The 26,712-nt window shown below is 40.6% G+C and carries 29 protein-coding genes; 10 read left to right on the top strand and 19 right to left on the bottom strand.

Annotated elements, in window-relative coordinates; genetic code table 11:
• Positions 1–144: 144 nt before the first annotated feature.
• The 3 genes from BM380_RS10620 to BM380_RS10610 are packed head-to-tail and all read left to right on the top strand — an operon-like array spanning position 145 to position 6,432.
• Entirely contained in the window at positions 145–1,872 is a 1,728-nt protein-coding gene (locus tag BM380_RS10620; protein ID WP_090494306.1) for an autotransporter assembly complex protein TamA, read from the top strand.
• Complete coding sequence (locus BM380_RS10615) at positions 1,872–5,558, top strand: autotransporter assembly complex protein TamB (protein ID WP_090494304.1); 3,687 nt, start codon at positions 1,872–1,874, stop codon at positions 5,556–5,558. Before BM380_RS10620 ends, BM380_RS10615 begins: the two co-directional genes overlap by 1 nt.
• 25 nt (positions 5,559–5,583) lie before the next feature.
• Positions 5,584–6,432: a peptidylprolyl isomerase gene (locus tag BM380_RS10610; protein ID WP_090494301.1), complete on the top strand. Its 849-nt coding sequence runs from the start codon at positions 5,584–5,586 to the stop codon at positions 6,430–6,432.
• Between the two features lie 43 nt (positions 6,433–6,475).
• Here BM380_RS10610 and queF read toward each other — a convergent pair whose 3' ends face one another.
• A complete protein-coding gene (gene queF, locus BM380_RS10605) occupies positions 6,476–7,321 on the bottom strand; it encodes an NADPH-dependent 7-cyano-7-deazaguanine reductase QueF (RefSeq protein ID WP_028834075.1) in 846 nt (281 codons plus the stop codon).
• A gap of 59 nt (positions 7,322–7,380) precedes the next feature.
• On the opposite strand from queF, the gene syd reads away from it, so the two are divergent.
• Positions 7,381–7,920, top strand: coding sequence for a SecY-interacting protein (gene syd / locus BM380_RS10600; RefSeq protein ID WP_090494298.1), 540 nt, complete (start codon positions 7,381–7,383; stop codon positions 7,918–7,920).
• Between the two features lie 56 nt (positions 7,921–7,976).
• Here the strand turns inward: syd and BM380_RS10595 are convergent, their stop codons facing one another.
• From BM380_RS10595 to BM380_RS10585, 3 genes are all read right to left on the bottom strand, one after another.
• Complete coding sequence (locus tag BM380_RS10595; protein WP_064662909.1) at positions 7,977–8,750, bottom strand: Zn-ribbon-containing protein; 774 nt, start codon at positions 8,748–8,750, stop codon at positions 7,977–7,979.
• A 13-nt stretch (positions 8,751–8,763) separates the two neighbouring features.
• A complete protein-coding gene (locus BM380_RS10590; RefSeq protein WP_024601586.1) occupies positions 8,764–9,030 on the bottom strand; it encodes a hypothetical protein in 267 nt (88 codons plus the stop codon).
• 97 nt (positions 9,031–9,127) lie between these two features.
• A complete protein-coding gene (locus BM380_RS10585) occupies positions 9,128–9,364 on the bottom strand; it encodes a DUF2789 domain-containing protein (RefSeq protein ID WP_013465367.1) in 237 nt (78 codons plus the stop codon).
• A 295-nt stretch (positions 9,365–9,659) separates the two neighbouring features.
• Here BM380_RS10585 and BM380_RS10580 point away from each other — a divergent pair, with 295 nt between their 5' ends.
• Positions 9,660–10,316: a GNAT family N-acetyltransferase gene (locus tag BM380_RS10580; RefSeq protein ID WP_028834078.1), complete on the top strand. Its 657-nt coding sequence runs from the start codon at positions 9,660–9,662 to the stop codon at positions 10,314–10,316.
• 597 nt (positions 10,317–10,913) lie between these two features.
• On the opposite strand, the gene BM380_RS10575 is transcribed toward BM380_RS10580, so the two are convergent.
• Together BM380_RS10575 and BM380_RS10570 are read right to left on the bottom strand one after the other, a co-directional pair.
• Complete coding sequence (locus tag BM380_RS10575) at positions 10,914–11,213, bottom strand: DUF3301 domain-containing protein (protein WP_013465365.1); 300 nt, start codon at positions 11,211–11,213, stop codon at positions 10,914–10,916.
• Positions 11,214–12,242, bottom strand: coding sequence for a DUF3549 family protein (locus tag BM380_RS10570; protein WP_090494296.1), 1,029 nt, complete (start codon positions 12,240–12,242; stop codon positions 11,214–11,216).
• Positions 12,243–12,345: 103 nt separating this feature from the next.
• On the opposite strand from BM380_RS10570, the gene BM380_RS10565 reads away from it, so the two are divergent.
• The 5 genes from BM380_RS10565 (at position 12,346) to BM380_RS10545 (ending at position 16,047) form a co-directional block, all read left to right on the top strand.
• Positions 12,346–12,666: a YqcC family protein gene (locus tag BM380_RS10565; protein WP_013465363.1), complete on the top strand. Its 321-nt coding sequence runs from the start codon at positions 12,346–12,348 to the stop codon at positions 12,664–12,666.
• Entirely contained in the window at positions 12,659–13,423 is a 765-nt protein-coding gene (truC, locus tag BM380_RS10560) for a tRNA pseudouridine(65) synthase TruC (protein ID WP_090494294.1), read from the top strand. The genes BM380_RS10565 and truC overlap by 8 nt, the downstream gene beginning before the upstream one ends.
• Positions 13,424–13,873 (top strand): flavodoxin, encoded by a 450-nt coding sequence (locus BM380_RS10555; RefSeq protein WP_013465361.1) that lies wholly within the window; start codon positions 13,424–13,426, stop codon positions 13,871–13,873. It begins immediately after the preceding gene.
• Between the two features lie 15 nt (positions 13,874–13,888).
• On the top strand, positions 13,889–14,764 hold the full coding sequence (locus BM380_RS10550; RefSeq protein ID WP_090494292.1) for a nucleotidyltransferase family protein: 876 nt from the start codon (positions 13,889–13,891) through the stop codon (positions 14,762–14,764).
• A 209-nt stretch (positions 14,765–14,973) separates the two neighbouring features.
• Positions 14,974–16,047 (top strand): phosphotransferase enzyme family protein, encoded by a 1,074-nt coding sequence (locus BM380_RS10545; RefSeq protein WP_090494290.1) that lies wholly within the window; start codon positions 14,974–14,976, stop codon positions 16,045–16,047.
• A gap of 105 nt (positions 16,048–16,152) precedes the next feature.
• On the opposite strand, the gene BM380_RS10540 is transcribed toward BM380_RS10545, so the two are convergent.
• The 13 genes from BM380_RS10540 to lptE all read right to left on the bottom strand — a co-directional run bounded on the left by BM380_RS10540 (position 16,153) and on the right by lptE (position 26,711).
• Positions 16,153–16,392 carry an RNA recognition motif domain-containing protein gene (locus tag BM380_RS10540; protein ID WP_008109433.1) on the bottom strand — a complete coding sequence of 80 codons (240 nt, stop codon included), beginning with the start codon at positions 16,390–16,392 and terminating at the stop codon, positions 16,153–16,155.
• Positions 16,393–16,559: 167 nt separating this feature from the next.
• Entirely contained in the window at positions 16,560–17,525 is a 966-nt protein-coding gene (gene lipA / locus BM380_RS10535; RefSeq protein ID WP_013465357.1) for a lipoyl synthase, read from the bottom strand.
• A complete protein-coding gene (gene lipB, locus BM380_RS10530) occupies positions 17,522–18,175 on the bottom strand; it encodes a lipoyl(octanoyl) transferase LipB (RefSeq protein ID WP_016898951.1) in 654 nt (217 codons plus the stop codon). The genes lipA and lipB overlap by 4 nt, the downstream gene beginning before the upstream one ends.
• 19 nt (positions 18,176–18,194) lie before the next feature.
• On the bottom strand, positions 18,195–18,473 hold the full coding sequence (gene ybeD / locus BM380_RS10525; RefSeq protein ID WP_016898950.1) for a DUF493 family protein YbeD: 279 nt from the start codon (positions 18,471–18,473) through the stop codon (positions 18,195–18,197).
• 210 nt (positions 18,474–18,683) lie between these two features.
• Positions 18,684–19,844 (bottom strand): serine hydrolase, encoded by a 1,161-nt coding sequence (locus BM380_RS10520; protein ID WP_029609897.1) that lies wholly within the window; start codon positions 19,842–19,844, stop codon positions 18,684–18,686.
• A gap of 53 nt (positions 19,845–19,897) precedes the next feature.
• Positions 19,898–20,659, bottom strand: coding sequence for a septal ring lytic transglycosylase RlpA family protein (locus BM380_RS10515; RefSeq protein WP_028834084.1), 762 nt, complete (start codon positions 20,657–20,659; stop codon positions 19,898–19,900).
• Positions 20,659–21,765: a rod shape-determining protein RodA gene (rodA, locus tag BM380_RS10510; protein WP_013465351.1), complete on the bottom strand. Its 1,107-nt coding sequence runs from the start codon at positions 21,763–21,765 to the stop codon at positions 20,659–20,661. Before rodA ends, BM380_RS10515 begins: the two co-directional genes overlap by 1 nt.
• Entirely contained in the window at positions 21,762–23,642 is a 1,881-nt protein-coding gene (mrdA, locus tag BM380_RS10505; protein WP_028834085.1) for a penicillin-binding protein 2, read from the bottom strand. The genes rodA and mrdA overlap by 4 nt, the downstream gene beginning before the upstream one ends.
• Positions 23,643–23,651: 9 nt before the next feature.
• Positions 23,652–24,122, bottom strand: a complete 471-nt coding sequence (rlmH, locus tag BM380_RS10500; RefSeq protein ID WP_002958522.1) for a 23S rRNA (pseudouridine(1915)-N(3))-methyltransferase RlmH — start codon at positions 24,120–24,122, stop codon at positions 23,652–23,654.
• A 37-nt stretch (positions 24,123–24,159) separates the two neighbouring features.
• Entirely contained in the window at positions 24,160–24,477 is a 318-nt protein-coding gene (gene rsfS / locus BM380_RS10495) for a ribosome silencing factor (RefSeq protein WP_013465348.1), read from the bottom strand.
• Between the two features lie 62 nt (positions 24,478–24,539).
• Positions 24,540–25,169, bottom strand: coding sequence for a nicotinate-nucleotide adenylyltransferase (nadD, locus tag BM380_RS10490; RefSeq protein WP_090494288.1), 630 nt, complete (start codon positions 25,167–25,169; stop codon positions 24,540–24,542).
• Positions 25,170–25,179: 10 nt separating this feature from the next.
• A complete protein-coding gene (gene holA, locus BM380_RS10485) occupies positions 25,180–26,220 on the bottom strand; it encodes a DNA polymerase III subunit delta (RefSeq protein ID WP_090494286.1) in 1,041 nt (346 codons plus the stop codon).
• Positions 26,220–26,711, bottom strand: coding sequence for an LPS-assembly lipoprotein LptE (gene lptE / locus BM380_RS10480; RefSeq protein ID WP_016898943.1), 492 nt, complete (start codon positions 26,709–26,711; stop codon positions 26,220–26,222). The genes holA and lptE overlap by 1 nt, the downstream gene beginning before the upstream one ends.
• Between the last annotated feature and the right edge of the window lies 1 nt (position 26,712).

Genomic DNA, 26,712 nt, shown 5'->3' with positions numbered 1-26,712 from the left:
AAAATAAACCGTTAACGCGTACTAAATTTTGACTGCATCTTTGAGTGTTAATTGCGATTAAGTTAATGTTAGGCTCATTGTGGCTATGGTAGTATATCTCTGTCTAGCGGTTTATTTTATGGATACCACAGTAAGGATATTTACTTGTTCAATCAGCTTTTAAAGTTTTTTTGTTTTTTTTGCTTATTAGTAAGCCTGTCTTCTATTGCCTCTGAAAATATAATTGAAGATTATGAAATTAAAGGGATCAGTGGCGACTTAGAAAATAACGTTGCACTTTATTTAAAACAACTTGTTGGTGAAAAACCAACCCGTACACTTCGTCGGTATGCAAAAACGCAAGTTGAGAACAGTATCAAAGCCTTAGGTTATTACAGTCCAGTAGTAAATATTGATTTTGATAAAGACGAGCGCGAACTTGTTGTAAATATAGAGCGAGGCCCAGCCACACGTATTGAGTCACTTAATATAACGGTTAATGGTGAAGCAAAACAGGATCCGTTCGTTCAAAAAACGATTGAAGATCTTAATTTAAAACAAGGTGATATTTTAAATCATGGGGTTTATAGCAGCGCGCATAAAAAAATAGAGTCAGTGTTGCTAGAGTATGGATATTTCGATGCAAAATGGCCTGTTAGAAAATTTGAAGTATCACTAAAAAAACACAGCGCAACCATTACTTTTACTATTGATAGCGGAGTTCGTTATCAATTTGGTGATATTTTAATTGCCAGAAATACTCCAGCCGAAAAATATATCCGCTCTTTGGCGCCATTTAAAATGGGTCAGTCGTACAAAGCATCCTATATTGCCGATTATAATCTTGATTTATCAAGTACCCCTTATTTTAAGAGCGTGCGTGTTTACGCCGATATTACAGCGAGAAAAAACAAGCAAGTTCCTATAAAAGTGGATGTGTTACATAAACCAGAAAATAGTTATGAAATTGGTGGTGGCTTTAGTACAGATTTAGGGCCGAAAGTACGTTTTAAATGGAGTAAACCATGGATCACCGATAACGGGCACTATCTTGAAAGCAATTTAAATGTTTCTCAAAAACAGCAAGATATTTCCATGGCTTACACCGTGCCGGTGAATGATCCGAACGATGATTTATGGCGCTTTTCTGTCGGTTATAAGTTGGAAGATGAATTAACCAATGAAACCTACAGTGAAATACTAACAGGTCAGTTACAGCGCCAGTGGTTAACTGAGCATAAATGGGTACGAACGGCTTTTTTAAGGCGTGAGCAAGAAACCTACCGCATAGGGGATGACGAAGAAAAAACAACTGAAATGTTAATGCCTGGGATAAGTTATGCGCGTAAACAATCAAAGGGTGGCACCACACCTTATTGGGGGGAGCAGTGGTCTATTTCAGCTGAGTTTGGACTCGATAGCGTACTCTCAAGTACCAATTTGGTTAGAGTTCAATTACAGCATGCTTGGTTACGTACTTACCTTGACCGCCATCTGATCTTTTTAAAAGCAAACGTGGGCGCAATGATTGTTAATGATATAAATAACGTGCCATTTTCTTTGCGATTTTATGCCGGTGGCGATCAAAGTGTCAGGGGTTTTGCTTATCAGTCGATTTCTCCGCAAAACGAGCAGGGTGAGCGTATTGGTGGTAAATATTTATTAGCGAGTACCGTTGAATACAACTACCAATTTGCTAAAAATTGGCGAGCTGCGCTGTTTGTTGATGGGGGGACCGCAACCAATGATTTTTCAGAACAATTTGAAGTAGGTGCAGGATTTGGTTTTCGTTATTTAACACCGGTTGGTCCGATAAGAGTTGATCACGCGTGGGGGCTCACAAAAGAAAGTAAAAGTACCCGTTTAAGTATTACCATAGGGCCTGAAATTTAATGTCAGTATTTAAAAAAGTAACGGCGATAGTTAGCGCCGTTTTAGCAACGCTGTTAGTTACACTGTTTTGCGTTTTGTTTACCGCCCCTGGTAATCAATTGCTTGCTTATACAGCGAATAAATTGGTTGATGGCTTAACAATTGAAATAAAAAATGGCCGATTTTTATACAATGACGCATTTAACTTACAGTTTGACCAAAATGGCGTAAGCGTTAATGCACAGCAACTAAAGATAGATTTATTTTGGTGGCAATGTGATGGTATTTGTATTGATAATTTAAGCGCTAAGTCGATTAAATTAACCTTGCCAAAAAGCGCTGAGAATAAAGACGATACGCCAACCGAAGCATTAAAAAAAATAACCTTACCCTTTAATATTGCATTAAAAAATCTAGCTATTGATGAATTTATTTTAAATCATTCAAGTGCAAATGTAACACTTAACACTCTGCAATTGTCGGCAAAGGCTGAAGGGTCTGATATTACAATTAAACGCTTAACCATTCCTCGTATTAATGTGGTATTAAAAGAGCAAACCGCAGCTCAACAAGCAGCGGCTAATCAACAAACAACAACGGCTATTAAGGAATTACCAGCTTTACCCAATATCGATTTTATCTCGCCACTTAACATCAATGTTGAGCAGTTCAATATCACCAACGTGACAATAAATCAGGGCGAGCAACACTATTCAATTGATGATATTGCCCTGCAAATGAGCGTAGAAGATGCCACTATTAAGGTACAGTCACTATCGGCAGGTTATCAGCAGTGGCAGTTAAATACTCAGCTTGATGCAACACTGGAAGGGGCTATGCCTATTAACGGCAACATTAGCTTAAAAGGGAATGAACACGGAGCTACTCTTGATATAAATGGTGATCTAGCCAAGCTTAACATTGCGCTTGATACCACAGGATTATTTCCTTTAAATTTGAGAGCAACAGCCAACCTCAAACAGAAAAACTATCCCTTTAGTGTTAATGGCAAAATTAATCAATGGCTTATTAATACACAAAATAATGAGCTAAAGGTTAAAAACATCAATTTAAGTGCCCAAGGTAATGCTAACGACTATCAATTAAGTTTAACGGGTAATACTCAGCTAGATGCTTATCCAAGTGTAGATTTAAATGCTCAGCTAAAAGGCACACTAACCAACGCGACGCTTGAAACGCTTGCTTTAAAAACTAACGATAGCGCTGCGAATATTCAAGCACAGCTTGATTGGCAACAGGGAATTAAAGCGGACTTTACCGGCGTTTTATCAAATTTAAAAGCGCAATACTTAACCGATGCCCTAACCAGTGATGTTTCAGGGACGTTTAAAGGCGTATTTAACGCTCAAGCCGATACCTGGCAGCTACAAATGAACAATACTAAGCTAGCTGGCTTTTTAAACAACGTTCCCTTAGAGTTTGCTGCAAACTTTAAGTTAGATAATCAATTAAAAGCGGATATCGATAGTTTTTATTTAAGTAGTGGTGCTAACAAGTTAACTTTGAATGGGCAGGTAGATGATACATGGCAAGTTGACGGTGATATCACGCTTAATAGTGATGAGCAGGCTAACCTTCCTTTTATTGCTAACGGTAAAGCGGACTTAAAAGTACGCGGCAACAGATTAACCCCTTCGGTTAACTTAGCCGTCATGCTAGAGCGTTTTATTTTTAATGAGATAAACATTAATAAACTTGCCATAAAATCTCAACTAGATACGGCTGCTGATTGGCAAACTGATCTCAGTGTTAATGTTGCATCTGCACTGGTCGCTGGGCAGCAAATTAATAATATAAACATAGCTGCCAGTGGTGATAAAACAGATCATCAACTTAGCGCGTCGATTGATGCCGAAAAAGGCGCGGTGGAACTTGAGCTTAATGGCAAAATGAAAAATGCCATTTGGAATGGTGAGCTAAGTGACATAACCCTTAGTGATAAAAAGCTGAGTTTTAATAATACTAAAAAAATATCCGTTATGGTGAATACACAAAACGGAGATTTTGATGTGAGCGCTCATTGTTGGCAATCAGCTCAAAGTAAGTTGTGTATAGATACCTTGTCGCAAACAAAAGCGCTAGGGCAGTTTAATGCAAAGCTTGCTAACCTCTCACTTGCAGAGCTTAAGCACTTATTACCAGATAATATTCGCACACGCGGAGACTTAACAGGTGATTTTGCTGCTAATTGGCAGTCAGGTGCACTTAAAACACTCAGAGCCAATGTAAATTCTAATGGATTAAATGCAGTGCTAACCTCAGAAGAGGATCGATTTAAACTCCCAATAGAAACACTCAGTATTCGTGCTTTTTCAGATTCGCAAGTTGGTAAAATTGAAGCTAACTTGGCATCCAGTGTGCTAGGTAAAATAGCTACCGATATAAATATTGACGACATTCAAAACACACAAACACTCTCTGGTAACGTTAATATAGATAAAATTTTACTCTCAGACATTCAGCCATTTTTAGATACGCTTGAGCAACTTAAAGGGGCAATCAGCGGACAGGTTACATTAGCAGGAACGCTCAAAGATCCTCAGTTAGATGGTGAGCTTAAGATAGCAGACATTAATTTAGAGGGAGAGCAATTACCTGTTGCACTTAAAGACTCTAATATACATATTTTATTTAATAAAACCACGGCAACAATTAAAGGTAACTTAAGTGATCCTCAAGGCGGGCAAGTTAAACTTACCGGTGATGTTGATTGGCAAGGTGAGCAACCCGCGGTTAATGTTGCAGTTGTTGGCAATGAGTTTTTTGTTAGAGCGCAGCAGGGTGTGATATTTAAAGTATCACCCGATCTAAAAATCGGCATAGCAGATAACGCGCTTAACCTTGTCGGTGAAGTGGTTGTGCCTTATGGACGTATAGAAATTGAAGAGCTACCCGAGGGCGCAGTGCAAGTAAGCGATGATGAAATAATTATTGATCAAAAAACACAAGCGGCTAAAAAAGTCCCTTTTGATTATGATGTAGACTTAAAAGTAACAGTAAAAAATGATGTAAAAGTCGAATCGTTTGGACTCAAGTCTAAAGTAACTGGTGATTTAGCGCTTAAAATGAGCCAAGGTACGCCAATTATTGCAACCGGAGAGCTTAATTTAATAGAAGGGACGTATTTAGCCTTCGGGCAAGACTTGATAATTAGAACAGGGCAAGTAGGTTTTAGTGGCGCAATCGACAAACCGTATCTCAACATTAAAGCGATTCGTAACCCAGATAATACCGCTGATGGTGTGATTGCCGGGGTGACTTTAACCGGCAGTGTTGAGCAACCTACGTTAAAAGTATTTTCTGAGCCTGCGATGGATCAAGCCCAAGCCTTAGCCTATTTACTCAATGGGCAACCATTAGGAGAGGGCGACAGCTCTACAGATGCTATGTTAACTCAATTATTACTTTCTCAAGGCGTGAGTCGCAGTGAGGGAGTGGTTTCTAAGGTGGGTGAAACCTTTGGTTTATCTGATGTAAGCTTAAGCTCTAAAGGCAGTGGTGAACAAACAAAAGTAGAGATATCGGGTTATATAGCCCCAAGCTTACAGGTTAAGTACAGTGTCGGGGTGTTCGACTCACTCAGTGAAGTGGCTGTGCGCTACCAGTTACTCTCTAAACTATACATAGAAATAACCAGTGGCTTATACCAAAACGTAGATATACTGTATAAGTTTGATTGGGACTAATAGATAACAATAAAAAAGGAAAGGTATGAAAAAGTGTGTAGTGACCCTTTTAGTGTCGGCCTTGTTAGGTGGGTGTGCCCAGCACAGTACTCAATCACCAGCCTCATCGGCTAAAGATGATGAATGGCGATGGGTCGAATCAGAGAATATTCTAAAGTTAACCCTGCCCACAGGCGCTGCATATATTGAGCTTAACCCCAAACTTGCGCCTAAACACACTGCGAATATTAAAAAACTGGCAAGACAAGGCTTTTATCAAGGTACTCACATTTACCGTTTTGTTGAAGGGTTTGTAGCTCAAGGTGGCGATAGTACGGGTAAAAAGTTAGCCAAAACTAAAGATAACACGGTGCCAGCGGAATTTTATTTAACCACCACTGAGCCACTTTTAATAACCGAGATGGGCAGTGATGGTTATGCACCGGTAACGGGGTTTTTAGGTGGCTTTGCGGTTGCACAAAACCAAGCGCATACACAAACGTGGCAAGTCCATTGTCATGGCATATTTGCAATGGCGCGCGATAACAATATAAACAGTGCCAGCAGTGAGTTTTTTGTCACCATAGGTCAAGGGCCGCGTTATTTAGACAAAAATATTACCGTGTTTGGTCGGGTGCTTAAAGGCATGGCACATTTTCATCAGCTAGCGCGAACGCCAACTGAAAATACCGAGTTTAACCCCATTACTGATCTACAAGTATTAGCGGATGTAGCAGACGATAGCAGCCAATTTAAAGTAATGAAAACAGACTCTGATTCATTCAAACAATTAATTATTGCTCGGGGTAACCGCAGCGAGGAATGGTTTGCGTACAGCCATAATTATATTGATGTGTGTGGCATGGCGGTGCCAACTAAGCAACTTAATGACTAAAAAAGGAGCCTCAGGCTCCTTTTTTGTTAAGGTAACGCGACACTTATTGACGGTTTATTTTTACCGAAAATGGGGTTTCGTTATAATGTGTTGAGCGATATGGGTTTATATCAAGCCCACCACGGCGCGTATAACGAGCGTATACTTCAAGTTCTTTAATATGGAGTTGAGTGGTTAAGTCGCTGTAAATACGTTCCACACATTGCTCATGAAACTCATTGTGAGTTCTAAATGAAATTAAATAGCGTAATAATGACTCACGACAAACTTGCTCACCGGTATAGCGAATAATAATACTCGCCCAATCCGGTTGTGAAGTAATTAAACAGTTAGACTTAAGCAAGTGGCTATGCAAAGTTTCGGTGACTATTTTATTGCTTTGTGATTTAAGTGAATGGGCATCAATATGGTAGTTATCTATCTCAATATCTAACTCATCAATACACTCACCTGGAAGCGGTGTGCAAGGAATACAATTGTAGTCATCAGCGCTGTATAAGGTTACCTTTACAGGGCTGTTTACCGCATTGGATAAGTCGTCAATTAAATGTTGTTTAACAATTTCAATACTCCCAAAACGGCTTTGATTAAAGCTGTTTAAATAAAGCTTAAACGACTTTGATTCAATAATATGACTACTTTGACATTCGAAAGTAAACAATGCCACCGCAACTTGAGGCTTACCTTTAGTATTTAACCAAGACAGTTCGTAACCTGTCCATATGTCTTGGCCTTTAAACGGCAGCGCAGTTTCATCAATACTTAATGAATCGCGATTAAGCTTGCGAGCAATAGGAAAAAGCAAGCTGGGCGTGTATTGATCGACATACTCAGTAGATTGACCAAGTACGCTGCCTTTAAGATCGGGAGAATTGCTGTAATCTGTCATGTTTGCTCTTAAATAGTTACAATGGATGCATTATATATAAATTAAATGAGTTTCACAGTATGTCTGTTGCAATGCAATTAGCTCAACTTCACGAAAAATTTAGCGAACAAACGATTACTAATACACAAAAGCGCCCATTAATCGTCCACGATGAGCAATGGCCAAGCCCATGTGAAATAGGTAGCGCAGATGAACATGGCATGATCCAATGGCAAGCGATAGTTAGAGAGCCTACAGGTTCATTAACCGATCTCGCTAACGCATTGGAGCTTGAGTTTCCAGAGGCGTTGAGTCAATTTTATGGTCATATATTTGCTGGCAGTGTTGTAGCCAATATTGACGGACATCAAGTGGAATTATTACAAGCATGGAATGAAGATGATTTTGACCTACTGCAACAAAATATCACTGGCCATGTTTTAATGAAACGTAAACTCAAACAAGCGCCAAGTGTATTTATTGGGTTAACCGACCAAGACGATTTGCTTGTTACCGTATTAGTAGAAACAGGTGAGGTGTGCCTAGAGTATGTAGGTAAAAAGCCACATCATGTACTTGCCAAAAACCTCAGTGAATTTATAGCATCGTTGACAGTATAAATATAAGGTAGTTTTAAGGTGTGATGTTTTTAGACATAGCACCTTAAGTGTGGGATTTATTGAAAATCCCACGAAATATTAGAGACTAAACCACACGGTTCACACCTAAAATCAAACAAGCCAAACCAAGGCTCGGGTAATTTCCATTCACCATGGCAACTCGGGCATTTACGCTCAAGTTCAGAGGCTTTATCAACCCCCCCTACACGGTATAAATAATAGTAAACAGGCTTTTTAGTTAAAAAACTAATCCGTTTAGTTATATCTTTACCACGGCGGTATAAATCACTTTGGGTGCTGGCTATTTCTTCAAGCGCTGGAAATTCACAGCGTGTTGCACCATTAATTTGAATTTGATCGCACGCTTGCCAATCTTCTTGCCATTTAATTAGTGTTTTATAGTCACCATTAGCAATCGCAGGAATATTAAATAGCGGCACGGGTAAAAAGTCATCGCCACAATACAGTGGGCTACATGTATGCACATAGGTGGTATATAAAATATAGCTTGATGGCTCTTTACAGCCATCGGCACCATTGGAGTGAATATCTTGGCCGATGACCTTTACTTTGGGAGCAAGCAAACCAGCGCCATGAAGCTTTTCAACACTGTGTTTAACAAACGCACTGTTATTAAGTGGGTGCATGGCGTCTTCGGTCGGGCACATTACACGAGTAATAAAATAGCCATCTTTTAAAACCGTTGGAAATTCCTCTCCAATGATTTGGCCATTAAAGCGTAATGCATTCACTAAGCGGTTTATTGCCTGCTCGGCTTGCTCTAGGGTTGTGTCTTGGTAGCAATCAAATGTTAAATCAACAACAAACATTTATAGTCTCAAATTATTTTTGCTCTAGCAAAGCAAGTAATCGATCAAGTTTTTGCTCAATTCTATCTAACTGAGTGTTTTTAGGATCTGAGTTACTTGCTTGCTCGGGTGTTTTCATTAAATTATAAATTGAATCGGGATTATTTTTATATTGACTCACTGCCGCAATAATAACCGGCATAGGAAGTGGTTTTACTAAACGGCTTTTAGTTAGTGCAACAGTGGGGACTTTGCCTTCATCAAGAAGGACTTTAATAGCTTCAAATACAGCAGCATTCATTCGATTTATAACTCTTTAATAAAGTAAGCTCGCAACATGGAAATTGCGAGCAGGTATGGTAACAATAAAGTGGCTCAGACACATTAAAATGTGCGATTTAATTATTTTGACGAAGGCGAGAGTCGAGTTCGTCAATTACCTCACTCCAATCGCCATCAACCGCCAGCGATTCAGCAATAAAGTGTTGTTGGGCTTCATCCCAAAAGGGAGCATCTTGCAATAATGTGGTATCCGAAATGGCATGCGATGCAATAAATGCATCTATTTCTGCTTCTGTATTAGGTAACCCTAATTGTGCGAACAATGTATTTATGTCGTGCTTAGTCGTATCCATAATCGTGCTCCTTAATGAATTAATACTTAATACTTATTAACTCTAGGGGGGAATGATATATCTAGCCAGTTTAACCCTTACTGAATTTACGCTTTATTTACTCAGTAGTAAGTCGCTAAAGCATGATCTGACTCAATGCAGTAGATGAGCGTACTAACTAAAATGTAAATTCGCTTATTTGTCCCACTTAGGTATATAGTTATATGAGCATTTGGTCATCGTTGTAGTTCAAAATTAATCCCAAACAAGTTACGCGGCGTAATGACAAAGGGTATAAAATAATAAAGGAAATAAAATGACAGCCACAGCAGAATCCACAGACACGTTTAGCGTGCAACATATTGCACCAGAAGATATCAGTACCGCTGCAAGCCTTATATATCAGGCCTACCAAAATGATCCTATTTTACAAACTCTGCTAGGGTATAACGAAAAAAGCCCTCTGGACTATGAAAAAAAACTCCGTGCGCTTATTCGCGAAGAGCTCAGTAGCTTTTGGCAAGAAAAACAGCCTTTAATTGGCCTTTACCGTAACGATAAGTTAAAAGCAGTTGCTTGTGTATTTGAGTCAAGTAGCCAACTTCAAGCAGAGCGTTATTGGCATTGGCGATTAAAGTTGATGTTAAGTGCCGGTTATTTGCAAACGAATCAATTAATTGAAAAAGAAAAAACTATTCGTGATGCACTAAAGCCGCAAGGCAATTACTACTTTTTAGCGTTTATCGCCGTTGACCCACATTTTCATGGTCAAGGGTTTGGCCGCCAATTACTTAAAGGCTTAGATGGTTTATTACATGACAATCCTGAGTCCTCTGGTATAGCGGTATTTGTGACTCGTGACGAACATACGCAATTTTTTAAATCACAAGGCTTTGAGCACTTTAAGCAGCTCACATTTAACCGAGTTAAAGGTGAATTACTTTTTAAAACTGCTCTATCTGTACAAGGCTAGGTCTTTAGAATTGTGATTATGTAAGCCTATGTTCCAAATAGGGCGCACTTACGTGAGATATATCTTACATTAACGTGCGCCTTGTCAGTTTAACTCCGTATTTTATCTTCTTAAAAACATCAAGCTATTGTTATTTATAGTTATTTTTATTTTTCAATTTTATGACCGTAATTTTTTTTGTTTTCCTCACTATCATACGAAGCCGTTTGCTTTAAACTTTATTTTGTCAAGACGACATAGCCCAATGATTGAGCTACTGCCACGGATAAGGAATCAGGCAACTAAGTAGTTACTAGCAGGAAGCACAAAGGACAAGTTAACACGGATGCAGGGATGAAACAGGAAGTACACGGAGTACTAAAATAGCTGGGAGCTATTTAAAGGACACCAAGGATGATGCGATAGGAAATTGCAGGAGCGTTAGTTTACGCAGGATAGCCAAGGCGGCAAGTGGATATTGCAGGATGCAATGCAGAGTAAACACGGTAGTTTGCTCGTTCAGAGGATGATAAACAGGGAATAGGTAAAGGATACCTTACAGGATGTTTGCAATTGGGGCGTAACTGAGGTTACGCCTTAGTTTTTTGTGCTAAGAAATTATATTCTATGTGGTGGCACAACCACACTTTTTAGTTTTTCATCTTCCATGATTAATACCCCTTGGTAGGCGTTTTCACCGTCACTTGAAAACTCAAAAATAAATTCGCTTTTCATGCCCGGTTTACCACTTTTTAAAATGCCAAATCGACGCTTGTTGCAAGCTACACTCATAAGTTGCACTTGCAATTGCTCGCTTTGGCGTTTGGCATGAACGTTCGCTGCTTCGGCTATTTTACGATTTAGCCAAAAAAAATAAATTACAGCACCAATAAGTATGAACGTCCATAAACTAGCCATTTAAGAGAATAACCTTCCAATTGCGCGAGCTAATGTCTCGCTTCTGTTTTCTTCACGTAATAAAGCTAATAAGTGAGGGCGAATAGTCTCAATTGCAACTAAATCTGCAAAAACGCTAGGAAATAATTCAGCTATTTTCTCATGATGCGCACAGTTATCCATAAACACATGTAAACGCTGTGGCTGTTCTAACTGTTTGAAGCAGCGACCAGCAATGGTCAACAAAATATCAGAATCTTGCCCTAAAGGTGAGTTAAGCGCGCAGTCAACAAGTTGTGCGCTAAGCCCTGCTGCTTGCCCTGATGATATTGCACGCAGCGCGGCAGAGGCCGCAACAACATCATTATTACTAAGGGCGGTTTGCCCATAACTTAACAATAACTCACTTAACGAGGGCGGTATTTCGATGTGTTCAAGCATTGCACTTAATGGCTGTAATACTTCAACTGGTAATTTAGGCCACGCTGCTTGTAAGTGCTTTAAGTTATCAGCACTATGAAGACGATAAGCAAAATCGGCAATGCCTTGTAACGCGACATTTTGCCAATTATCAAAGCCAATTTGGCCACTAAAGTAGAGTTGGGCGTGCTCGTAGTATTGAGACGCTGGTTGCTTTAGCAACACTTTAACTTGTGCATTGAACGCCGCTAATTTATTCGCGTTCGGAGTAAATACATAAGGGTTGTTATCGAGTGTGCCATCGGCTTGCTCGCCGGTAATTTCTGTTCCTAGTGCCTGAATAACCATATCTGCAAAGTGATCACGGCTCGCGCTTACTAACTTACTTTGCTCATCAAGTGGGAATTTTAAGAACCACACATAGGGTTCTTTACTGGCTTTGCTATCCCAAAACTGAATCGCTAACCATGCATGACCTGCTAATGGGTAAGGGTAAGGAATTTGCGCTTGTTCAACGGCTAAAAATTGTTGTTTATCAAGCTTGGTAATGTGCCTGCCAATATCAAAAGCACGCCATTGAGTGCCTGCACCATCTAAAAGCTGGCCTAACGTAGCTATATGTTCACTCATGGATTTCCAACTGTTTTTACTACAAAATTACCTTAATTATACGCCATAGCGACTGTTGTGGGAACAGGGTATAATTGCATAATACACAGACCAAAGGGTGATTATGTACCAGCAAACCCACATATATTTACAGCAATTAGCGGCGCTACTTAAAAAGCATCAACTGTGGCAGGTTGAGCCACTGAATCCCGATTTATTAGATTCTAGCGTACCGTTTTGTCACGATACACTGGCATTTGAACAATGGTTGCAGTTTGTATTTATTGAAAAGTTACAGCGGCTAATTGACAACAAGCAGCCGTTACCGCGCAATTTTGCAGTCGCCCCGATGGCGCAAATGACACTCACTGATAAATCAGGCAGCGAAGACATTATCGCTTTACTGACCCAATTAGATTCATATTTAGGAGAGCCTAATGAGTGAGCGCCCAGAGCCTATTGAATACGGCGAACTGTCGATTCTTTATCAAGATGAAAATTATGTAGCAATAGATAAACCCTCTGGGCTACTTGTTCATCGCTCATTTTTAGATAAACATGAAACTCAATTTGCAATGCAAATGCTGCGCGATCAAATAGGGCAACATGTGTTTCCTGTTCACCGTCTTGATAGGCCTACTTCGGGTGTATTACTGTTTGCATTAAGCTCAGAGGCGGCGCGTGATATGAATCAATTATTTATTGAGGACACAATAACAAAACGTTATTTAGCGTTGGTACGCGGGTTTGCGCCTGAATCTGTTTTTTTAGATAAACCGTTAAAAGAAGAGCTCGACAAAATAGCCGATAAGTTTGCTGATCAAGACAAAGCCGCGCAAGAAGCACAAACACAATTTAATTGTTTGCATCAAGCTGCGCTGCCTATCCCAATAGGAAAATACCCAACGGTTCGTTATTCTTTGGTAGAGTGTTTTCCTAAAACGGGTCGCAAACATCAAATACGCCGGCATTTAAAGCACTTGTCTTTACCTATTATTGGTGATGTAAATCATGGCGATAACCAGCATAATCAGTTTTTTAGGGAGCATTTTTCGCTTCGCCGTCTAATGTTGTTTGCATCAGAGCTTAGCTTTGTGCACCCTTATAATAATGAACCCATAACAATTAAAGCGCCGCTGGGTGATGCAATGTTAAACATTTGCAAACAGCTGGGGTGGCCAGAACAAGAAGAGGATTATTAAATGGCACATATTAGTATTTTTGTTGGCAGCGTGTATGGCGGTGCAGAGCGATTAAGTGAGCAAGTTAGCGACACGCTAGAGCAAGCTGGTCATCAGGTTAGTGTCTTCGAGCAGCCTACTTTAGATGATATAAAAAATGCTTCGCATATTTTAATTGTTACCTCGACCACTGGGCAAGGCGATATTCCTGATAATTTAGCGGATCTTTATCATCAATTAAATAGTACTTTTCCAATGCTAACAGACAAGCCTTTTGGTATTGTTGCCATGGGTGATAGAAGTTACGGTGATACGTTTTGTGGGGCAGGGCGCAGCTTTGATGAGCTACTACGTGATTTACAAGCTAAACCTGTTGGTAACCGACTAGAAATCGATGCCTGTGAAGACTTTGAGCCATGGCCGGTAACTGAGCCTTGGTTGCAAGCTTGGCTTGGTAAATTACCCTCATAAATGCGCAGACTCTAAATGAAAAAACATAAACTGAGTTTGGTTGTGCTTGCGGGTGGCTTAGGTAGTCGCTTTGGTGGCAATAAACAAATAGCAGAAATACCTGGGCTAAATTGCACGATTATGGAGTTAAGCATTACTGATGCGTATCGAGCCGGTGTGACACAGGTTGTACTGATCATCAATCAAGCCGTTCGCAGTGAGATAGAACACACTATTTTACCTCGCTTACCTAAAGCCCTTGACGTGGTATTAGTAGAGCAACATAACGCGCTTGTTCCTGATGCATACAAAGCACTATCACAGCAACGTATAAAACCATGGGGCACAGGGCATGCGTTACTGTGTGCCAAAGCATATATTAACAACCCTGCAATTGTTATTACCGCAGATGACTATTATGGTGCGTCTTCATTTTTATTGCTTAGTGAGCATTTTAAAAATAGCCCCGAATGGGCAATGGTGGGGTACCCGATTATCAACACCCTCTCTGAGCACGGTGGGGTTAATCGCGGAGTATGTAGTATTGCTGATGGAAGGCTTGTTGCAGTGACGGAATATTTAAATATTCAAAAAGAGTCTGCACATATTGTTGGAAATAATCCGCAGGGCTTGCGTGAAAAAATTAGCCGAGATGCGCTAGGATCTATGAGTTTTTGGGGGATCACGCCGTGCTTTTTTGATTATTTGCAACAAGGTTTTGAGACGTTTTTACAGCAATATAACGCTAATACTCAGCAAGAATATTACTTACCTGATCAAATCCAGCAAGCGATTAATGTAAAAGCACAGCCTGTATTTGTATACACTGCAAAAGAGCCTTGGTTTGGTGTTACCTATAAATCAGAACTGACAAGCATTGCGGCTACTTTGTGCGCATTGCGTCAAGCGTAAAGGTGTTAATACCAATTTTATTAAAAATATGATCAATCTAGCGTATTAAATAACCCGCTTCCTGCGTTAAAAATTATTTATATAGAACAACTATGTATCATAATTTTCGCCTTGCTATCGCGTTATTTCCTTGTCGCTGTAATCGTTCACTAATTTAATGCAATTGATATAAATTATTGTCGCCTTGGGCGAAAAGAGTGAAGTAGAAAATGAATTCAATTCCTATAGAAGTTTACTTATCTGAGAATTTTGGCCTTGACGATAAGCATGCGAGTATAAAACCCATTGGTAGTGGGCATATCAATACTACCATGTTATTGAGCACACCTAAGCGGTCATTGGTTGTACAAAAGCTCAATACGGTGGTATTCCCAAAACCACAGTTACTTGTTGATAATGCAAGATTAATAGAACGACACTTAAGCAAAAAGCAGCAAGTCGGTGAGTTCAACTTAGCAATTGTGCGGCATGTAGCAACAACTCAGCATGACTATTTAGTAAATAATAATAACGATACTTGGCGAGCCCTTGAGTTTATTGGTGGCAGTTACAGCGAAGATGTGGTTAATACTGTTAGCCAAGCGCAAACCGCGGCTAATGCATTTGGCCAATTTGCTGCAGCATTAGAGGATTTTGACGCTAACAAATTACATGCAGTTATCCCTAACTTTCATAATTTAGCCATGCGTGCAGAGGTTTTTAAGCAAGTTATTAACGGCGATCCTCATAAACGTGTAGCTCATTGTCAGGAGGAGGTTGATTTTTGCTTGTCGCAGTTCTCACTCATTGATGAGCTCAATGCATTAGCTGGAAAAGTCCCTATTCGCGTGTGTCATAACGATACTAAAATAAACAACATGCTATTTTGTTCAGATTCAAATGATGCAAAAGCGGTGATTGATTTAGACACCTGTATGCCAGGTTATTGGCTTAATGACTTTGGCGATATGGTTAGAACATTTTGCTCTGCAGAGCAAGAAGACTCAACAGCGCTTGAGAAAGTAGGTGTTCGTGAAGACATTTTTGCAGCAATTGTTAAAGGTTATATTGAACCATTAAAATCAGTATTAACGGCCGCGGAAAAACAAAGCTTTTGGTTAGGTGCTAAAGTGATGCCTTTTATGATTGGCTTACGCTTTTTAACCGACTATATAGACGGCGATAATTACTTTAGTGTTAAACATGAGAGACACAATTTAGATCGCGCAAAAAATCAATTTGCGTTGTACAGGGATATAGTAAGTAAGCAGCAGGTATTAAAGGCGATGTTAACTCAGATATAAGCCCAATTGGTTATATTGCTCAAAGTGTTAAAGCTAAGCTTTGAGCAATATAAAGCGAGGTTAAACGCTGAAAATACGTATAAACTTCCAACCCCTCAATCGTTATTAAGCATCGGCTAGTTTTACGCGGATTTTGCTTTTATCAACGGTTGTTTGATTAAGGGCTTTAATAGCGCCTTTAACTTCAATGTCGTTTGGCATTTCTACAAAAGCAAAACCTTTTGATTGGCCAGTTTCTTTATCGAGTACTAAGTTACAGGTGGTCACTTTACCGTGCGCTGTAAATAAAGTACGTAGCTCATGCTCAGTGGTAGCACGAGATAAGTTGCGAACTAATAGTTTCATAATGAACCTAATTAAGGGTATCAGCGGTAATTATCTCAAGTAACCCCGCTTTAGCCTAACTTTATTTTACATTTGCTGAAAATAACGCCCATAAACAAAAAAAGCTGCTCGTTGGCAGCTTTTTGTTAATCAGCAGGCTTATTTACCAGCCGGTTGTTCAGCAAGGCTTATTTTACTTCTTTACCCGCTGCTTGTTGATCTGCGTGATAGCTTGAGCGTACAAACGGGCCAGAAGCCGCGTGTGTAAAGCCAATTTCATCAGCATACTCTTTTAGTGCATCAAACTCAGCAGGCGGCACGTAGCGTTTTACTGGTAAGTGATGCTTAGAGGGTTGTAGGTATTGGCCTACGGTTAGCATATCAACGTTGTGCTCACGTAAATCACGCAGTACTTCTTCAATTTCGCTAATTTCTTCACCTAAACCAACCATTAACCCCGATTTAGTTTTAACCTCAGGGTGTGCTTCTTTAAAGCGACGTAATAATTCAAGTGACCACTTGTAATCAGCACCTGGACGCGCCAATTTGTACAAACGTGGTGCTGTTTCTAGGTTGTGGTTAAATACATCTGGCGGCGTTTCAATTAATATTTCCAACGCTCTGTCCATACGACCACGAAAATCAGGGACTAATATCTCAATGGTGATTTCTGGATTGTGCTTGCGAATTTCACGGATACAATCGGCAAAGTGCTGAGCGCCACCGTCACGTAAATCATCACGGTCTACCGAAGTGATCACTACGTAGCTTAGCTTCATGTCTTTAATGGTCAGTGCAAGCTTTTCAGGCTCTGCTGCATCGGGCTTTAATGGACGGCCATGTGCTACATCACAAAATGGGCAACGACGTGTACAAATAGCCCCTAAAATCATAAAGGTCGCCGTACCGTGGTTAAAACATTCTGATAAGTTAGGGCACGAGGCTTCTTCACATACCGAGTGAAGGCCATGCTTACGCATTGCTTGTTTTATGCCGTCAATCCGCTCGGTTGACTTAGGTAAGCGGATTTTAAGCCACTCTGGCTTACGGAGCATTTCGGTTTTTTCAGTTGGTAAAACTTTAACGGGGATCAACGCCATTTTTTCTGCGTCGCGTAGTTTTACACCTGGTTCCATTTTGACTGGTTTATTCATTCGTTTTCAAACCCTTCAGTATGCTTAACCTGTGTTGCATTAAGCTTTTTGATCATGTGTTTTACCAGCCCTTGACCTGCAGCTTCAAGGTTTTGAGGGCCATTTAATTCTTTAGTTTGCACCATATTCATGCCCGCATAACCACAAGGGTTAATGCGTAAAAATGGACTTAGGTCCATGTTAACATTTAATGCTAAACCATGAAATGAGCAGCCACGACGAACTCTTAGGCCTAAAGAGGCAATTTTGCTGTCGTTTACGTAAACACCGGGTGCATCGGCTTTTGCGTATGCATCAATACCGTACTCAGCAAGGGATTCAATAATACATTCCTCAAGCCATGTTACTAGCTCTCGTACGCCAATCTTTAAACGACGTAAGTTAAATAATACATACATCATTTGCTGACCTGGGCCGTGGTAAGTTACTTGTCCGCCACGGTCCACTTTAATCACTTCAATGTCACCTGGGGCGAGCAAGTGCTCATCTTTACCGGCTTGGCCTTGGGTAAATACACTTTCGTGCTCTACCAGCCAGATTTCATCTGGCGTATTTTCATCGCGGGTGTCGGTAAAGTCTTGCATTTTTTGCCAAATCGGCATGTAACGCTGACGACCCAGTTGGCGTACGATTAGGGTGTTTTCGCTCACAACAAATCTCAACTATGGATTAAAGCATATGGCGTACGTCATCGATGTTGCTGATCACGTTGTAAATTTCTTCAATGTGTTTGCCGCTTGTTACAGTAGCTACTAGCGTTACAGACTCGTAATTACCTTTACTGCTTGGTTTTACTTTTGGCGCATAATCACCTGGAGCAATAGGTTGTAATTTAGCTAAAATTTGATCAGTTAAGTTTACATTAGCTAGACCCATAATTTTAAATGTAAATGGGCAAGGGTACTCTAAGTACTCATCAAATTTAGTGTCTTTAACAGGTTCAACCACGACGGGAACTCCTCAAACAAAAAGTGTAGGCTTTGCTAAAACGCGAAGCTTAAAACTGACAGGCTAATGGCAATCTTGAAATGATGCTATTGTTGACCCAAGCCAATGATAGTCATTCAATACGATTGGTATATATGGGGCGCATTCTAGCACTTTTCAAGCAAAAAAAAACGCCTCACAGTGGAGGCGTTCATATTACTTTACTCGCAATTACATAATCTGTAAGCGTAAGTAGTCATATATTTTACTAAAGAAGCTACCTTCTTGTATTTCTTCAAGTGTAACTAGCGGATATTGTGCAATATCTTCGCCTTCAAGCTGTAAAAATAAAGTACCTACTTTTGTGCCTTTAGCTAAAGGTGCCTCAAGGGTATCGTCTAGCTCAAAGTTTGCTTTAAGGTTTTTATGCTGACCACGAGGAATAGTAATAGGTGTATCTTCTAAAATTCCTAAAGAAACATTCTCTTTATTGCCCATCCAAACACGTTGCTCAGCAAAGCTGTCGCCGGCTTTATACGGGGTAATTGTTTCAAAAAAGCGAAAACCGTAGTTTAGTAGTTTTTTACTTTCTACCTTACGCGCGCGCTCACTTGAGGTGCCCATTACAACGGCAATTAAACGCATGTCGTTTTTTGTTGCAGAGGTGACTAAGCTGTAACCGGCATCAGATGTGTGACCCGTTTTAATACCATCTACATCTAGGCTTTCATCCCACAACAACGAGTTGCGGTTATATTGCTTTATGCCATTGAAGGTAAAAGACTTTTGTTTATATAGCGCGTATTCATCAGGTACGTCTCTGATAAGTGCAGCCCCTAATGTTGCCATGTCGCGTGGCGTTGTATAATGCGCATCAGTATCAAGGCCATGACTATTAACAAAATGCGTATTAGTCATGCCTATTTTTTCGGCGTGAGCATTCATTAAATCTGCAAACGCGCTTTCGCTACCAGCAATATGCTCTGCCATAGCAACACATGCATCATTTCCTGATTGAATAATAATGCCATGGTTAAGATCATCGACACTAACTTGTTTACCGACTTCAATAAACATTTTTGATGATTCAGGGAAGTTTTTTGCCCACGCTTTTTCACTAACAGTAACCATATCGGTAGGCGCAATATTACCAGCATTAATTTCGGTACCAATTACATAACTGGTCATCATTTTAGTTAAGCTGGCCGGTGCTAGTTTAGTATCAGCCTCGCCTTGTGCAATGACTTTACCTGTGGTGAAGTCCACCAAAAAGTAACCTTTTGCATTAACTTGAGGAGGCGCTGGAATAATTTGGGCGGTGGCTGAAAATACGGCGGCAGAACAGACTAAGCCGCAAACACCAGTAAGAATTTTATGTTTAATAGATTTCATCATACTCATTAATGGTTAAAGTTAAAAATATGCGTATTCCCATTCTAAAGGGCTTACTGAGTGTAAAGCAAGAACGCGTTTTGAAATTGATTTTGTTTTAATGTTTCTAGTACTTGTTGCGCATGTTGGGCATCTTTTATTGGCCCTAAGTGCAATCTATAAATAGCGTCTTTTTCAACGATATTTGTCGGTAACTTATACTGTTCTCGCAGTGTACTTGCTAACGCTTCTATGTTGGCTAAGGTACTGCCCGCGGCAACTTGAACGTAGGTTTTTCGTGCATGGGTATCGGCTAGAGTAATGGCTTCTAGCTTAACCTCTGCTGTACCATACTTATGGTATCCAAGTTTGTATGCAGCGGCATAAGAAAGGTCAATAATTCTATTATCATGAAAGGGGCCACGGTCATTAACACGAACAATAATTGATTTGCCATTAGCCGTATTTGTTACCCGCACAAAACTAGGTAAAGGCAACGTTTTATGAGCTGCGGTCATAGCGAACATGTCGTAAATTTCGCCATTAGAGGTGTGATAACCATGAAATTTACGGCCATACCACGAAGCAATGCCCGTTTCTGAATAGCCGGTTTCATCGAGCATCGGGGTATAACGTTTGCCAAGCACTTCGTAGGGGCGCGTGGTACTCGCACTTTTAATAACTTGAGTAACAATGGCATCTTGCATTTCTAATTCGGTCGGTGCACGAAGCGGCGCCGCATCATGGCGCATGCTGTAACGACTATTTGAACTGCTGCATGCACTTAAAAAGAGGCTAACGAGAATAATAATTATAAGTTGTTTGTAAAGGCGCATTATTTTAAGAGCATCCTTTTATCTGTGGCAATCGACATAATAATGCCAAATGCAGCCATCAGGGTCACCATCGAGGTACCGCCATAACTAATTAATGGCAACGGTACACCTACAACAGGCAGTAAACCCGATACCATGCCAATATTTACAAAAATATAAACAAAAAATGTGAGCGTGAGTGAGCCGGCTAATAGTTTACCAAACGCATCTTGTGCGTTAACCGCAATATACAGTCCACGGCCAATAATAAATAAATATAAACTAAGTAAAACACACACACCAAATAAGCCAAACTCTTCACTCAGTACTGAAAAAATAAAGTCAGTATGTCGTTCAGGTAAAAATTCTAGCTGCGATTGCGTGCCTTGCAGCCAGCCTTTTCCTTCGATACCGCCTGAACCAATGGCAATTTTTGATTGAATAATATGATAGCCAGAACCCAGCGGATCGCTCTCAGGATCTAAAAAGGTCAGTACCCTTTGCTTTTGATAATCGTGCATACCGTAGTGCCAAAATGGCCATGCTGCCAAAGCAACAACCGAGCTTAAAAAGCCGATTAAACGCCAACTCAAGCCTGATAAAAACAACACAAATACACCGGAACTGGCGATTAAAATTGAGGTACCCAAATCAGGTTGCTCTTTAATTAGTAGGGTAGGCAGCATAACAATGGCAAAGCCAATGACTAAATGTAACGGACGCGGCGGCAAATGGTGGCGGCCAATATACCAAGCAACCATCATCGGAACCGCTAGTTTCATTAGCTCTGAGGGTTGAAAGCGAGTAATGCCTAAATCTAACCAGCGTTGAGCTCCCTTAGAACTTACACCAAATAGCAGTACCCCAACCAGCATGAGTAATCCTAGGCAATACATGGGAATAACTAAGCGTTTTAAAGTCGCTGGTGGAATTTGAGCAAGTACAAACATACCTATAATGGCGCCAGCCATTCGCGTAATATGGCGAACCATCATGGCAGAGTCTTGCCCTGAGGCGCTGTATACAATAGTGATACTACCGGCCATCATCAACAATAACGCAATAAAAAGTGGCAAATCAATATGCAGTCGCAGCCAAATAGAGCGCTTATCATGTAAAGCTGTCATGGTGCTTTGTCCCCTGAAGATTGGATTGGGTTAGCTGCAAAATAGTAATCCATTAATTGGCGCGCAATGGGCGCACCTACTGAGCTTCCCCCACCGGTATTTTCTACCACAATAGAGACAACAATTTGTGGGTTATTAAACGGTGCAAAACCTATATAAATGGCGTTGTCGCGTTGGCGCTCTTTGAGTGCATCGGCGTCGTAACGCTCGCCCTGAGCAATACTCACCACTTGGGCAGTACCGGTTTTACCTGCAGGGTCATAAGTAGCCCCTTTAAATGCACGATGGGCAGTTCCGGTAGTTTTTTTAACGGTGTTATGCATGGCATCAATCGCGATGCGCCAGTTATCTTCGTTATTGAGTACAACCGGCGGTTTTTCTTCATTATTGAGCTGAGTAATTTGATCTTCTTTTTTAGCAACTTGCACTAAATGAGGAGGGTGATTTATCCCTCTGTTAACTAAAATATTAGTGGCATTCGCTATTTGAATGGGGGTGGCAGTCCAATAACCTTGGCCAATTCCTACAGAAATAGTATCTCCAGGCCACCAAGACTCTTTAAAACGGGCTTCTTTCCACTCTTTTGAGGGTAAAATAGCGGTTGTTTCTTCATGAATATCAATACCGGATAATTCACCAAAGCCAAAGCGAGCCATAAAGTTACTTATTTTTGTGATCCCCATTCGATAGGCTGCGTCATAAAAGTAGGTATCGCATGACTCTTCTATTGCTTTATAAACATCCACATGGCCATGGCCCCAACGTCGCCAATCACGCCATCTATGCTCTACGTTGGGAATTTGAAAAAAGCCCGGATCCCACATGCTGGTGGTTTCTTGCACTATATTTTCTTCTAATGCCAAAATAGCCATGTGTGGTTTAACAGTCGATGCTGGTGCGTAGCGACCTTGAGTCGTGCGATTGATCAGTGGACGATCAGGGTTGAGTAAGGCTTTGTAGTCTTTACTGCTAATACCGTGCACAAATAAATTGGGATCATAACTTGGGTTTGAATACAGCGCTAAAACGCCGCCATCTTTTGCATCCATTACCACAATAGCGCCGCGCATATCTTTAAGTGCATGTTGGGCTATTTGTTGTAAACCAATGTCGAGAGTAAGTACTAAGTCGTCACCCGCTTGCGGTGGATCCATACTTAAAGTGCGGATAATTCGGCCGCGGTTATTAACTTCAACTCGTTGTGAGCCAACTTGGCCATGTAATAACGGCTCGTAGTATTTTTCGATACCCAGTTTACCAATATCATGCGTGGCTCGGTAGTTTGTGGCTTCATCTTGTTGTTCAAGCTTGTTTAATTCTTTTCTATTGAGCTTTGCGACATAGCCTAATGCATGGGTTAAAGTATCGCCAAAGGGGTAATATCTCGCTAGGCGTGCCTCAATACTAAAGCCTGGGAACTTATGTTGGTTTACTGAAAACATCGCTACTTCGTTTTCATTTAAACGGGCTTTGAGGACTTGACTTTTAAAACGTCGAGTATGTTTTATATCATCAAGAAAATCAGCTTGTTGCTGCTCGGTTATTTCAATGATTTTGCTGATAGACTTCAAAGAGGCGGTTAAATCATCAACTTCTTCGGGGATCACCTCAAGGTTATAAACGGGCTTATTTTCGGCTAGTAAAACACCATTGCGGTCGTAAATTAAACCGCGATTGGGGGCTATAGGTATAACTTTTATACGGTTATCATTAGAACGAGTTTGATAATCTTGATGATCATCAACCTGGATTTTATACAAGTTAGACAGCAATATTGCTACAAGGACTAATATAAAAATAAAACCCACGAATGCACGCCGAGCAAATAAATTAGCTTCTGCGGAGTGGTCGCGAATGGTGGGTCTTCGTTTTAGCATAGCAAGAAACTACTCGCGATGATAAGGATGGTTGTTATTTAAGCTCCAGCCTCTGTAGAGGCTTTCAGCAACAATAATGCGTACTAAAGGGTGTGGGAGCGTTAAATTTGATAACGACCATTTTTGCTCAGAGGCAGCAATACACTCTGGGGCTAAGCCTTCAGGTCCGCCAATTAATAAACTGACATCGCGACCATCTAGTTGCCACTTTTCCATGTTTTTCGCTAGTTGATGAGTATCCAGTGCTTTACCGGTTACTTCTAGTGTGACAATACGATTGCCTTTAGGTATGGCGGCTAAGGTTTTTTCACCTTCAATGTGCAAAATACGCTTTATATCGGCATTTTTTCCACGTTTACCAGCAGGGATCTCAATGAGTTCCAATGCCATATCTTTGGGAAAGCGGCGTTGATACTCTGCAAAACCTGTCTCTACCCATGCTGGCATTTTTGTACCAACAGCAATCATTTGTATTTTCACGACGTTACTTCCAAGCGTTGTCTAAAATAGGGAGCAATTAGCCCCAAAGCTTTTCTAGATCGTAATAGCTACGTGCTTGATCTTGCATAACGTGAACAATCACATCACCTAAATCAACGAGTGCCCATTCACCATCGCTTTGGCCTTCATACCCTAATGGCTCTTCACCAGCGTGGCGAGCTTCTTTTGCTAAGTTATCAGCAATTGACAATACATGACGTCTTGATGTGCCTGAACATACAATCATGTAATCGGTTACGTCTGAGCTGCCAGTTACGTCAAGTTGAATCACATCACGTGCTTTCATATCGTCAATTTTGTCTAGTGCAAAAGCGAGTAGTTGTTTCGAATCCAAGGTTTTGTCTCAATTTAAAATTTAATAGCGGTTATTTTAACACGCTGAGGGGTTTATACCAATCACTCTTGATAAAGCTGATGCTGCTTAATATAGTGACTCACGGCGTCGGGTAATAGTTCACTCTTTTTAGTACTTTTTTTAAGGGCTTGACGGATCTCGCTGGATGCGGCATCCAGCTGTTCCCCCTCTAAAAAGTAAAGGTGTCCGGCATTTGTTTTTTGCAGCAAGGCAATATCAGTGGTAACAGCGTTATGTTGATAGCATTTAAGTTCACCCTGTGTATCACAAATTTGGCCAGGGCGTTGATACACCACCAGATGACAAAGGCGAGTTATTGTTTGCCATTGATACCATTTATCGAAATTGTTGAATGAGTCCATGCCAATTAAAAATAAAATAGGGGTATCGGGGTTTTCTGCTCTTAGCTCTTGCAAACTTAATAAAGAATACGACGGGCCGTTGCGTTGCAGTTCTCGTAAATCAAGCTTGAACTGCGCATAAGGTGTAATTGCGGCTTTAAGCATTGCTATACGATGCTCGGTGCTGATCCCCGGTGCTGCTTTGTGCGCAGGTATTGCACAGGGCATAAAATAGAGTGAGTGTAATTTAAAGGTCGCAACGCATTGCTGCGCCATATTAAGGTGTCCCAAATGAACGGGATCAAAAGTACCACCAAAAATTGCAATCATGTATTTCCCTTTACTGACGGTTACTATGGCAGGGAAGTGGAATATCGAGCGGTTGGCAGAACTTAATGCAAATATGCGCCAATGCTTGGTAAGGGGCAATCAATGCACCTTGCTTGTAACTTGCATCAAACAATGCCAGTTCACTGCTAATATTCTCTAGGGTATGAATGTTTAGCCTGTTAATGGCTGTTTGTACTGGCGCTTGTTGATTTTTCCAAATAGCTTTTTGTTTAAATAAGGTTGCTAATGACTCACCTTGCAATAATCCCTGCTGCACACTCAATAATGTATTAAGGTCTTTATTGATAGCCCATAAGATACTCACAACCTCAGTGTTATCACTGGCAAGTTTGTTAAGTACTTTTATAGCCTGAGCGGTGTGGCCGTTTAAAAGCGCATCACTTAAATCAAAAATATCAAACTTAGCTTGGTTTAGTAGTCCTTGCATCACCAGCTGTTGCGTGATCAGAGCGTCACCGTGTATTAATGCTAGTTTTTCAAGCTCTTTGTAACACGCAAGTAAGTTGCCTTCAGTGGCATTAATCAAACTGAGTTTGGCCTCGTTTTGAATATTTAGTGACAAACGTTGGCACTGCTCATCAAGCCAACGCTTTAAGTGATTTCCGCTAAGTGGGTAACAGGGTACAAATAACCCATGCTTATCAAGTGCTTTAAACCACGCGCCGCGCTGAACATCTTGACTGGCCTTAGCGCCTTTTACGATTAAGATCGTATCAGGGTTTTCAAGCTCTACTATTTTTTTAAAGGTGTTTGCGCCGGGTGTCCCCGGTTTTTGCTGGTTTAAATCAAGCTCAATAATAGTGCGCGCGCTAAACAACGACATACTTTGGTATTGCGCGATTATTTCTTGCCAATCAAAGCCCTGAGCTAAAGTGAATTTAATTACTTCATCAAATCCTTGTGCCTTTGCCGTGTCGCGAATGAGCTGTACACATTGCGCTTCTTGAAAAGGCTCTTCGCCAAAAACCAAATAAAAAGGTTTTAAGCCTTTTTTTAATTCACTCGATAGCTGATTTGCATAACAACGCATTATAGTTGCGACAACTCTCTAACAATACGACGACTCGCTTGTTGGCGAATTTCGCTAATTAGCAGCTCAAGCTCTTTTGCTTTTGCTAGTGCGTTATCTGGATCGTCTTGGTAGTTACGGTATAACTCAAAGCGTTTTTCGATGGCTTTTTGTTTCGGGCGTTTTACTACATAACTTACGCTGTATGCCAGTTCGTACTCAGCTACTTGTCCATTTTGGAACAACGATAAGGTTTGACGCTCTAATTGTTCTTTAAATAAATAAAGCTGCGCTGATTGTTTACTTGCAGGCACTAAAGTGACATCGCTCATAGCCAGTTCGCTTTGCAAATAGCTAAATAAAGCAGATTTTTGATCATCCCCCACCAGAGTTAGCTGTTTTAAATCATCGGGTAGGCTTGATGCTTTTTTAAGATGAAAGCCACAGCTCGATAACAAAAAACAGACTAGCACTAAGGCTAGTCCGTTTTTAATGGCGTTTAAAGCAGCCATA

Origin of the sequence: Pseudoalteromonas sp. DSM 26666, assembly GCF_900116475.1 — a bacterium.
GTDB classification, from domain to species: Bacteria; Pseudomonadota; Gammaproteobacteria; order Enterobacterales; family Alteromonadaceae; genus Pseudoalteromonas; species Pseudoalteromonas tetraodonis.
The sequence above is the reverse complement of the archived record's forward strand: the minus strand, read 5'-3'. Positions and strand labels throughout refer to the sequence as shown.

Bases quoted from the DNA above. Each gene is read 5' to 3' on its own strand.
- lptE (WP_016898943.1), bottom strand. From the start codon at position 26,711: ATGGCTGCTTTAAACGCCATTAAAAACGGACTAGCCTTAGTGCTAGTC.
- holA (WP_090494286.1), bottom strand. From the start codon at position 26,220: ATGCGTTGTTATGCAAATCAGCTATCGAGTGAATTAAAAAAAGGCTTA.
- BM380_RS10575 (WP_013465365.1), bottom strand. From the start codon at position 11,213: ATGGCTAGTTTATGGACGTTCATACTTATTGGTGCTGTAATTTATTTT.
- BM380_RS10545 (WP_090494290.1), top strand. From the start codon at position 14,974: ATGAATTCAATTCCTATAGAAGTTTACTTATCTGAGAATTTTGGCCTT.
- BM380_RS10610 (WP_090494301.1), top strand. From the start codon at position 5,584: ATGAAAAAGTGTGTAGTGACCCTTTTAGTGTCGGCCTTGTTAGGTGGG.
- lipA (WP_013465357.1), bottom strand. From the start codon at position 17,525: ATGAATAAACCAGTCAAAATGGAACCAGGTGTAAAACTACGCGACGCA.
- BM380_RS10540 (WP_008109433.1), bottom strand. From the start codon at position 16,392: ATGAAACTATTAGTTCGCAACTTATCTCGTGCTACCACTGAGCATGAG.
- syd (WP_090494298.1), top strand. From the start codon at position 7,381: ATGTCTGTTGCAATGCAATTAGCTCAACTTCACGAAAAATTTAGCGAA.
- BM380_RS10590 (WP_024601586.1), bottom strand. From the start codon at position 9,030: ATGAATGCTGCTGTATTTGAAGCTATTAAAGTCCTTCTTGATGAAGGC.
- BM380_RS10555 (WP_013465361.1), top strand. From the start codon at position 13,424: ATGGCACATATTAGTATTTTTGTTGGCAGCGTGTATGGCGGTGCAGAG.
- BM380_RS10585 (WP_013465367.1), bottom strand. From the start codon at position 9,364: ATGGATACGACTAAGCACGACATAAATACATTGTTCGCACAATTAGGG.
- BM380_RS10570 (WP_090494296.1), bottom strand. From the start codon at position 12,242: ATGAGTGAACATATAGCTACGTTAGGCCAGCTTTTAGATGGTGCAGGC.
- BM380_RS10550 (WP_090494292.1), top strand. From the start codon at position 13,889: ATGAAAAAACATAAACTGAGTTTGGTTGTGCTTGCGGGTGGCTTAGGT.
- truC (WP_090494294.1), top strand. From the start codon at position 12,659: ATGAGTGAGCGCCCAGAGCCTATTGAATACGGCGAACTGTCGATTCTT.
- queF (WP_028834075.1), bottom strand. From the start codon at position 7,321: ATGACAGATTACAGCAATTCTCCCGATCTTAAAGGCAGCGTACTTGGT.
- BM380_RS10565 (WP_013465363.1), top strand. From the start codon at position 12,346: ATGTACCAGCAAACCCACATATATTTACAGCAATTAGCGGCGCTACTT.
- mrdA (WP_028834085.1), bottom strand. From the start codon at position 23,642: ATGCTAAAACGAAGACCCACCATTCGCGACCACTCCGCAGAAGCTAAT.
- BM380_RS10520 (WP_029609897.1), bottom strand. From the start codon at position 19,844: ATGAAATCTATTAAACATAAAATTCTTACTGGTGTTTGCGGCTTAGTC.
- BM380_RS10515 (WP_028834084.1), bottom strand. From the start codon at position 20,659: ATGCGCCTTTACAAACAACTTATAATTATTATTCTCGTTAGCCTCTTT.
- nadD (WP_090494288.1), bottom strand. From the start codon at position 25,169: ATGATTGCAATTTTTGGTGGTACTTTTGATCCCGTTCATTTGGGACAC.
- rodA (WP_013465351.1), bottom strand. From the start codon at position 21,765: ATGACAGCTTTACATGATAAGCGCTCTATTTGGCTGCGACTGCATATT.
- BM380_RS10595 (WP_064662909.1), bottom strand. From the start codon at position 8,750: ATGTTTGTTGTTGATTTAACATTTGATTGCTACCAAGACACAACCCTA.
- BM380_RS10615 (WP_090494304.1), top strand. From the start codon at position 1,872: ATGTCAGTATTTAAAAAAGTAACGGCGATAGTTAGCGCCGTTTTAGCA.
- BM380_RS10580 (WP_028834078.1), top strand. From the start codon at position 9,660: ATGACAGCCACAGCAGAATCCACAGACACGTTTAGCGTGCAACATATT.